The sequence below is a fragment of the Sphingopyxis witflariensis genome, from assembly GCF_002205635.1.
Classification (GTDB): Bacteria; Pseudomonadota; Alphaproteobacteria; order Sphingomonadales; family Sphingomonadaceae; genus Sphingopyxis; species Sphingopyxis witflariensis.
Map to the genome: position 1 here is coordinate 110,776 of NZ_NISJ01000013.1, position 8,360 is coordinate 119,135.

The window sequence follows — 8,360 nt, forward strand, 5'->3', positions numbered from 1 at the left end:
TTTGTCCTGACGGGTTCTAATTCCCTATCGTCATCCCGGCCTTCACCAAGAGGACGGAAACTCTATTCTGGAAGTTTCTTGCGGGCGTTCTCGATGGCTTCTTCGGCGGCTTCCTGGGCTGCGAGTGAAGCATTGTCGGACGCCACTTCGAGTTCCTCGACACGCTTCAAGTCCGCGGCTGACCAGTTGCTGCGATCATAAGCCGGATTATCGGCGCCAGCCGCATCCGCCGCAGCCTTTGCCGCTGCGATCGCGTCGGCCTCATAGTCAGTGGTCACATCCGTAGCCGCGACGGCCGCATCCGCCGCGGCATCGACCGCAGTCGTGGCGTAATCGACATCGGTCGCGGCTTCGACCGCCACGGCGTCTTCGGCGGCGGTGTCGCTCCACAGATCGCGGTGATCCTTCAGAACCTTGACCTTGACCTTCATCAGCTTGGCCAGCTTTTTGAGCTCGGCTTCGCTGAGGTCGGCGAGGGCGCGGTCCTGGGGCAGGTCCTTCATATCGGCCTCGATCGTCGGGGCGCGGTCGATGAATTTGTTGACCAGCGGCGGTATCGCCTTGACCACCGCGAGCATGACTTCGGGGTCGGCCTGAAGCGCCATCCATTCCTGAGCATAGGCCTTGCCGGTCGGGGTCGCGAGGAAGCCGTTGAGATCGGTCAGCTGGCCGGCCGAAAATTTGCGGGCATAGGCCTTGGCGAGTCCGCCCTGCATCGGGCGTTCGACGTCGGCGAGTGCTTCGCTGATCAGCGGCTTGATGATCTTGGTGATCTGGTCTTCGCGGTCCTTGCGGTGCGGGTCGAACATGTCGGCAATCGCCGCTTTGCTCTTTTCATCGAGCTTCGCGATCTCGTCGCTTTCGACCCCGGTCTTGATCGAGATCATCAGGTCGGAGGTGCCGTCGAACTCTTTCATGAAGCGCGAGAACATCTTGCCGTAGAGATTGTCGATCATCCGTTCGAGGCTGCCCGGCGCGACGAGCGCGCGGGTCGTCTGCTCGGCGAGCGTCAGGCGCGCGGGTTCGATCGCGGGAAGGTCGCTGGTGTCGAAGATTTTTTCGACCATCGCGACGGCTTCGTCCATCTCCCGCTGCATCTTCGCCTTGGATTCGGCGGCGGTCGCTTCGCTGTCGGCATCGGTTGTGATGTCGACCGAGCCTTCGGGGCTGGCGATGATGGTGGGCTCGACGATCTCGGCCGACGGGGCTTCCTTGGCCGATTCCTTCGGGCTGGCCATCGCCTGCGCGCCGAGCGGGGCGAGGGCGATCGTGCCGGCGAGCAGCAGCGATTTGAATGTCGACATATGCATGGTCCTTCTCAAGATGGTCATGCGGCCCTCTTTTCGATTTTCACCTTGGCTTTCAACCATTTCGACATTTGTTCGCTGACGTCGCGGCCATCACGGATGCCCCATACGACCAGGCTGGCGCCGCGCACGATGTCGCCCGCGGCGAAAACGCCGGGCAGGCTGGTCATCATCGTCTGATGATCGACACGGAGCGTGCCCCAGCGGGTCACGCTGAGATCGGGCGAGCCGAACAGGTGCGGCAGTTCTTCGGGGTCGAAGCCCAATGCCTTGATCACCATGTCGGCGGGCAGGTCGAACTTGCGCTCCGGGTCGAGTTCGGGGCTGCGGCGGCCGCTGGCGTCGGGCGCGCCGAGGCGCATGCCGGCGACGGCGACCTCTTTGACAGTCTTGTCGGCGGTGAAGGCTTCGGGGGCCGAGAGCCAGACGAATTCGACGCCTTCTTCCTCGGCGTTGGAAACCTCGCGCTGCGAGCCCGGCATATTCTCGCGGTCGCGGCGATAGAGGCATTTCACCGACTTGGCGCCCTGTCGCACCGCGGTGCGAACGCAATCCATCGCGGTGTCGCCGCCGCCGATGACGACGACATGCTTGCCTTCGGCATTGAGCTGGCCGCTGTCGAACGCCGCGACTTCGTCGCCGAAGCTCTTGCGGTTCGATGCGATCAGATAGTCGAGCGCCGCGATGACACCTTCGGCCTGATTGCCGGGGACGTTGATTTCGCGCGCTTTGTAGACGCCGGTCGCGATCAGGATCGCGTCATGCTTCTGGCGCAGCTGGTCGAGCGTCGCGTCGCCGCCGACTTCGAAGCCCAGATGAAAATGGATGCCGCCCGCAGCGAGCCGGTCGATGCGGCGCATCACCACATCCTTCTCGAGCTTGAAGCCCGGGATGCCGTAGGTCAGCAGGCCGCCGGCGCGGTCGTGGCGGTCATAGACATGAACCTCATGTCCCTGGACGCGCATATATTCGGCGGCGGTGAGGCCCGCGGGGCCAGCGCCGATGATGCCGACCGACTGGCCGGTGTCGCGGCCCGGCTGGAGCGGTTCGACCCAGCCCTCGGCCCATGCGGTGTCGGTGATATATTTTTCGACGCTGCCGATCGTCACCGCGCCATGGCCCGAAAATTCGATGACGCAATTGCCCTCGCACAGACGGTCCTGCGGGCAGATGCGGCCGCAGATCTCGGGCATCGTCGAGGTCGCGTTGCTCAGTTCATAGGCCTCACGCAGCCGCCCTTCGGCGGTCAGGCGCAGCCAGTCGGGAATATGATTGTGGAGCGGGCAGTGCACCGAGCAATAGGGCACGCCGCACTGCGAACAGCGCGACGCCTGTTCATCGGCGTCGGGCGCGGCATAGCGTTCGGCGATTTCGTTGAAATCGCGCGCGCGTTCAGCGGCGGAGCGCTTGTCGGGATAGGATTGTTCGCGCCCGACAAACTGGAGCATGCGATCGGCAGCCATTCAAATTCCCCTTCGTTGCGGGGCAAATGCATGGGCGCAGGATCGCTGTCACGGAGGAAATGCGAGTTAGGGCAGCAATGCTGACCTTAAAGTGGTGCGCGGGAGAGGTTTAAAGTCTCCCGCGCAACTATCTTTCATTGTTGGTACCGGTTCGGACCTATCTCATTCCCAACCAGACGAGCGCTGCGACGCCGACGATGATTCGGTACCAGGCGAAGGGGGTGAAGCCGTAGCGCGTGACGACCGCCAGAAATGCCTTGATCACCGCCCATGCGACGATGAACGACACAAAGGCGCCGACGGCGATCAGGCTGAGGTCATTGGTGGTGATGGCGTCGCGATGCTTGAACAATTGCAGCACCGTCGCGCCGGTCAGCGTCGGCAGCGCGAGGAAGAAGCTGAACTCGGCCGCGGTCTTGCGATCGACGCCGAGCGACATCGCGCCGAGGATCGTCGCACCTGAGCGGCTCACGCCGGGGATCATCGCGATGCACTGGACAAGCCCGATCAGCATCGACTGGCGCGCCGACAGATTGGCGACCCCGCCGCTTTCCTTGGGCTTGGCGAAACGTTCGACGAGCAATATGGCAAAGCCGCCGATGATCAGCGCCCAGGCGACGATCACGGCATTTTCCAGCATCACCTCGATATAATCGCCCAAGGCGAGGCCGAGGATGACCGCGGGGAAAAAGGCGAGCAGCAGGTTGCGGACAAAGGCGATCGCGACGGGGTCCTTGCGGAAGAAGCCGGTGAACATGTCCCAGAACAGCTTCCGGTAAAGCACGACGATCGCAAGGATCGCGCCCGGCTGGATCGCGATGTTGAAGATCGCCCAGCGCGAGGCGTCATAGCCCAGAAGCTCGGTCGCGAGGATCAAATGCCCGGTCGATGAGACGGGCAGGAATTCGGTCAGCCCCTCGACGATGCCGAGGATGATCGCGGTCAGCCAGATACCCATCAGTGCGCGGTAATCTGCGCGAAGCGGCCGTGGCGGCGATATTGGACGAGCCAGGCGTCGGCAACGACGGCGAGCGCGGTCGGCGTGATGCCGAGCTGGACCAGCCCCGCCGCACCGTCGGCGACGACATTATCATTCTGCAGCATCAGCCACTGATCCTTGGTGATCGGTGCGCCGGGCATCCAGCCAAATCCGCGCGCGAGCGGCGAGGCGACGGCATCGGGGATGGGGACGAACAGGCGCTTGCGCCCCGTCGCATCGCCGATCCATTCGAGCAGTTCGGCCATGCTGAATTGCTGCGGCCCGCCAAGCTCGAACGTCTGGCCGGCTGCCGATGCATCGAGCGCCGCGACCACGGCATCGGCGACGTCGCCGACATAGACGGGCTGGAATTTCGTGTTCGGCGCGATCACCGGGACGACCGGTAACATGCGGATCAGGGCGGCGAAGCGATTGATGAACTGATCTTCGCGGCCAAAGATGATCGACGGCCGCAGGATCGCCGCGTCGGGGAAGGCCAAACGGACGGCGGTTTCGCCGACGCTCTTGCTTTGACCATAGTTTGACGGACTGTCGGCATCGGCACCGATCGCCGAGACATGGACGAGGGTGGGGATGCCGGCGGCGTTCACCGCCGCCGCGACATGGCCCGCACCATCGGCCTGGACCGCGAACATGTCGTCGAAGCTGCCGGCGAGGTTGATCACCGCATCAACGCCCGCGACGGCCCGCGCGACGCTGGCGGCGTCGCGGACATCGGCGGCGACGAACTGCGTCTGGCCCAGCCCGCCGAGCGGTTTGAGGAAAAGTGCCTTGCGCGGCTCGCGTTCGGCGAGGCGTACGCGCGCGCCGCGCGACAACAGCCGCTGCACGACATAGCGGCCCACGAAGCCGCTGCCGCCGAAGATGGTGATCAATTGTCCGTCGAGATTTCGCATCGCGTTCGCCTGTCGTCGATTCTTTCGCGGCGCAAGGGGCGCGCCGCCCGGCTCCCCATGCCGCGAAGCACCCGACAGGGCAAGGGGAGCGCTGCGATTCCAACGCGAAACCGTCGCTTTGCAATAAAATTTGCATGGATGGTTGCAGCGCGGTTGACAAGCATCGCACCCCGCAGCTAATCGCCCGCTCCTACCCCGTGCCCAGATGGCGGAATTGGTAGACGCACCAGCTTCAGGTGCTGGCGATCGCAAGGTCGTGGAGGTTCGAGTCCTCTTCTGGGCACCATTTACCCTTCTCAGGGCAATCGACAAAATCCCGGAAATCTGTTAGTTTTCCGTGGGTTTTGTTCCGAATTGTCCGAGGGTGTCTCACACAATCTCACCCCGAAACGGGCCATCAAAAAAGCCATAATGGCCCGTCTTTTTCGAAGTGAGTATTGCTCGATGGCCCGTTCGCCTCGAGCGTTGTGATTGGTGCCGGTCCTAACCCTTATAAAGGAGTTGAGCCGTGCCTCTTAGCGATGTTCAAATCCGGTCCCTCAAACCGCGGGATCGCGTCTACAAAATTTCCGACGCCAATAGCCTCTATCTGGAGGTGCACCCGACCGGTGCGCGGTTGTGGCGCTTCAAATATAGCTGGCATGGAAAGCAGAAGCGCATCGCGCTCGGCGCCTATCCCAATGTCGGCCTCGCCGAAGCAAGGCGCAAGCGCGACGAAACGAGGTTGCTGATCCATGAGGGCGTCGATCCGCTCGCGGATCGGAAACGGCAAAAGCTCGTCGGCAAGTTTAAAGCCTCGAACCGCTTCGGCGATCTTGCCGGGGAATATATCGAGATGGTCACCAAGGAGGGACGGAGCGAAGCGACGATCGAGAAGATGAAATGGCTTCTCGAAAAGCTGCGACCGATCGCGGATACGCCGGTCGCGGACCTGCAAGCTGTCGACATCTTCGCGGTGCTCAAGAAGATCGAGGCGCAGGGCCGCTTCGAGACGGCGCGCCGCTGCCGTTCCTTCGCGAGCCGGGTGTTTCGATACGCGGCGGCATCAGGGCGAGCAGACTCCGACCCGACGACGCTTCTGCGCGGCGCGTTGATCACACCGAAGGCCAAGCATCATGCGGCGCTACTCGAACCCGAAGAGGTTGGCGGCTTCCTTCGCGCGCTTGATGGCTATTCCGGTTATCCGATCACCGTGCTCGCCTGCAAAATCTTGCCGCACGTGATGGCGCGGCCCGGCGAGTTGCGGCTCGCGCGCTGGGCCGAGTTCGATCTTGAGAAGGCTGTCTGGACCGTCCCGCCGGAACGGATGAAGATGCGCAGGCCGCATTACGTTCCGCTGTCGTGGCAGGTGATCGCTCTGCTTGCGGAGCTTCGCCCCTATGTGGGGGGCGAGGATTATGTCTTTCCGGCCTTCCATACATGGAAGCGGCCGCTCAGCGAGAATACGATGAACGCTGCCTATCGTCGTATGGGCTATGGACCAAGGGAATTGACCGCTCACGGTTTCCGGGCGACCGCGTCGTCGTTGCTCAATCAGTGCGGAAAATGGAACCCCGACGCTATCGAGCGGTCGCTCGCGCACGCCGACGGCAACCAGATCCGCCGCATCTATAACCGGACGCCCTATTGGGATGAGCGGGTCCGGATGCATCAATGGTGGAGCGATTATCTCGACGCGCTTCGCAGTGGTGATGACGCAGCCATCGAAGCGATTCTGGTAACCTAGACCGCAGCAAACTGAGCGCGGCCTCAGATGAGCGCGCACTGGCGGCGGCAGGCACCGCCAGAGTTCGCGCGTTGGCACGGTTGGCCGCGCTGCGCTCTTGTCTCGCTTCTTGGCGCGGCGGCGGCTGGCCCACATGCCCATGCTGGCAAGCGCAAGGGCGGGCGTATCTATGTCGAGGTTCGCGACAGCGGCGAGGTGACCTTCCATGAAGGGTTCGTCACCGCCAAGGAAGCCGCGCGGATTTCGCGGGGCGGCGGCGAGGGCGATGCCGTCATTGAGAAACCATCGCGTCCCGAAGTGTCGGGTCCGCTCAATGTCTATATCGATCTTCACCGCCACGCGGCGGTGCGGGCCGACCTTGCCAGTCACGGCGGCGTCGCGTTGCGGGCGATGCTCGCGCATGTGATCGCGGGCGCTGATCTCTGGCGCGTCGATGTCGAGGCGCAGCGCGCACCAAAGGAAGATATTGCCGAGAGCGTGGAAACCTCGTCCGCAGAGGCCGCGTTCGACCTCAAGCGCCGCGCGGTGCTTGCCGTGCTCGGTTTTGACGAAGAAGCGCCGACTGTTACCGGAAAGGGCTTTCACCGCCCCCCTTTTGCTCCCTTGTTCGCGCGGCTTCTCGAATTGCCCGATCCGGTGGTGATGGAGATTGTTGCGATCGTCATGGGCGAAACCTTGAAGGCAGGAAGCGAAGCGGTGGAAATGATCGGCTTCCATCTTGGCACCGACATGCCACGTCACTGGACGGCGGACGCGGCCTTCTTCGACCAGCTGCGCGACCGCGAAGTCCTTCTCGCCATCGTCAGCGAGGTTGCGGGTGCAGACGCCGCAGCGGGCAACAAGGATGCGAAGGGGAAGGCACTCAAGGCGATCATCTCCGATTGCCTTGCGGGCGAGAATGGCCGGGCGAAGACCCAGCCTTGGGTGCCGCTATGGATGGCGTTCCCGCCGTCGGCCTATACCGCACGGGGCGGCGTTGGCAGTGTCACGGCAGATGCGCGCGTGGGTGCGGAACTTGCCGCGAGCATCGATGCTGAAGGGCAGGGCAGGGAGGAGCCTCCTCTCGCGGCCTGACCATTGGGGCGGGCGGCTAAGTGTCGCCCGCCCATTGTCTTTCTGACCGGCATTTTTGCCGCGCCGTCCCTGCGGGCCGGCGCGGCGTTTTCGTTTTGGCGCGCCGCTGCCGCAAGCGGCAACGGCGCGCGAAGGGGAAAGGTAAAAAGGCGGCGCGAAAACTCGCGCCGCCCTCAACGATGCCTGCATTGCAGAATATCGCCCCCACCACCGAACGGTCCCCTGGGTCGCAATCAGGGAGCGTCCGGTGAAAGATCATGTTGCGGTGCGTATGGCCCCTGCCGGTCGGGCCGAATTGTATGAACGCGCCAAATCGACGGGAGCGAAGGGCAGCTAATCGCATTTCTCGAAATGACGGCGACGCGAGCGGTTCTTGCTGCTCCGTCGCTAGACGGACCTTGTCGAAGTGCCGGCGAGACGAACCGCTGGCGGCAATTGACCCATGGCGCAATGGATCGAGCGTCCCACTTCCGCCATTTTTCGCCCTCGTTGCCTCTGATCCGATCCTGCTGTTCCCGCTCTCCATGGAGCCGAAGACCATCCCCGGCGACGGGCGATATGACCTGGATCGGCGCGGCGCCCGCGTAACCATCGGCGGCGCGATTATGTCCCCGCCTGCTGCGCAGGCTCCTCGCGGCCGCTTCGCTGCAAATAATCGCGCCGCCTCAAGTCCTCCGCTGCGCTGCGGCCCTTCGGGTGCGCGGGGCGCCTCAGGCGCCGGTCCCTGGTCCGCCCATGCCGCGGGGATGGTCCTTGAGGCGAATATCAGGTAGAGTAGGCGCGAAGCGCCGTGCCACCTCGCGGTGGCCGGTTTCTTCGCGCCTCTCGCCGAACCGGACGTGCGAGTTTCCCTGCATCCGGCTCTCCATGCACGGCCGAGGCCGTGGGTGGCCC

General features: G+C 63.6%; 7 protein-coding genes and 1 tRNA gene. 3 read left to right on the forward strand and 5 right to left on the reverse strand.

What is annotated here, in order from left to right; genetic code table 11:
* Positions 1 to 62 precede the first annotated feature (62 nt).
* The 4 genes from CDQ91_RS18505 to CDQ91_RS18520 all read right to left on the reverse strand — a co-directional run bounded on the left by CDQ91_RS18505 (position 63) and on the right by CDQ91_RS18520 (position 4,666).
* Positions 63 to 1,304, reverse strand: coding sequence for a DUF2059 domain-containing protein (locus tag CDQ91_RS18505; protein ID WP_237246048.1), 1,242 nt, complete (start codon positions 1,302 to 1,304; stop codon positions 63 to 65).
* Between the two features lie 23 nt (positions 1,305 to 1,327).
* Positions 1,328 to 2,770 carry an NAD(P)-dependent oxidoreductase gene (locus tag CDQ91_RS18510; RefSeq protein ID WP_088474173.1) on the reverse strand — a complete coding sequence of 481 codons (1,443 nt, stop codon included), beginning with the start codon at positions 2,768 to 2,770 and terminating at the stop codon, positions 1,328 to 1,330.
* A 157-nt stretch (positions 2,771 to 2,927) separates the two neighbouring features.
* Complete coding sequence (locus CDQ91_RS18515; protein ID WP_088474174.1) at positions 2,928 to 3,728, reverse strand: undecaprenyl-diphosphate phosphatase; 801 nt, start codon at positions 3,726 to 3,728, stop codon at positions 2,928 to 2,930.
* Positions 3,728 to 4,666 carry a complex I NDUFA9 subunit family protein gene (locus CDQ91_RS18520; protein WP_088474175.1) on the reverse strand — a complete coding sequence of 313 codons (939 nt, stop codon included), beginning with the start codon at positions 4,664 to 4,666 and terminating at the stop codon, positions 3,728 to 3,730. Before CDQ91_RS18520 ends, CDQ91_RS18515 begins: the two co-directional genes overlap by 1 nt.
* 199 nt (positions 4,667 to 4,865) lie before the next feature.
* Between CDQ91_RS18520 and CDQ91_RS18525 the strand changes: the two genes are divergently transcribed.
* The 3 genes from CDQ91_RS18525 (at position 4,866) to CDQ91_RS18535 (ending at position 7,466) form a co-directional block, all read left to right on the forward strand.
* A tRNA-Leu gene (locus CDQ91_RS18525) sits at positions 4,866 to 4,952 on the forward strand.
* Positions 4,953 to 5,174: 222 nt separating this feature from the next.
* Positions 5,175 to 6,392, forward strand: a complete 1,218-nt coding sequence (locus tag CDQ91_RS18530) for a tyrosine-type recombinase/integrase (RefSeq protein WP_088474176.1) — start codon at positions 5,175 to 5,177, stop codon at positions 6,390 to 6,392.
* A gap of 27 nt (positions 6,393 to 6,419) precedes the next feature.
* A complete protein-coding gene (locus CDQ91_RS18535) occupies positions 6,420 to 7,466 on the forward strand; it encodes a chromosome partitioning protein ParB (protein ID WP_088474177.1) in 1,047 nt (348 codons plus the stop codon).
* 710 nt (positions 7,467 to 8,176) lie between these two features.
* On the opposite strand, the gene CDQ91_RS21775 is transcribed toward CDQ91_RS18535, so the two are convergent.
* On the reverse strand, positions 8,177 to 8,360 hold a 184-nt coding region (locus CDQ91_RS21775), incomplete at its 5' end, for a hypothetical protein (protein ID WP_237246049.1).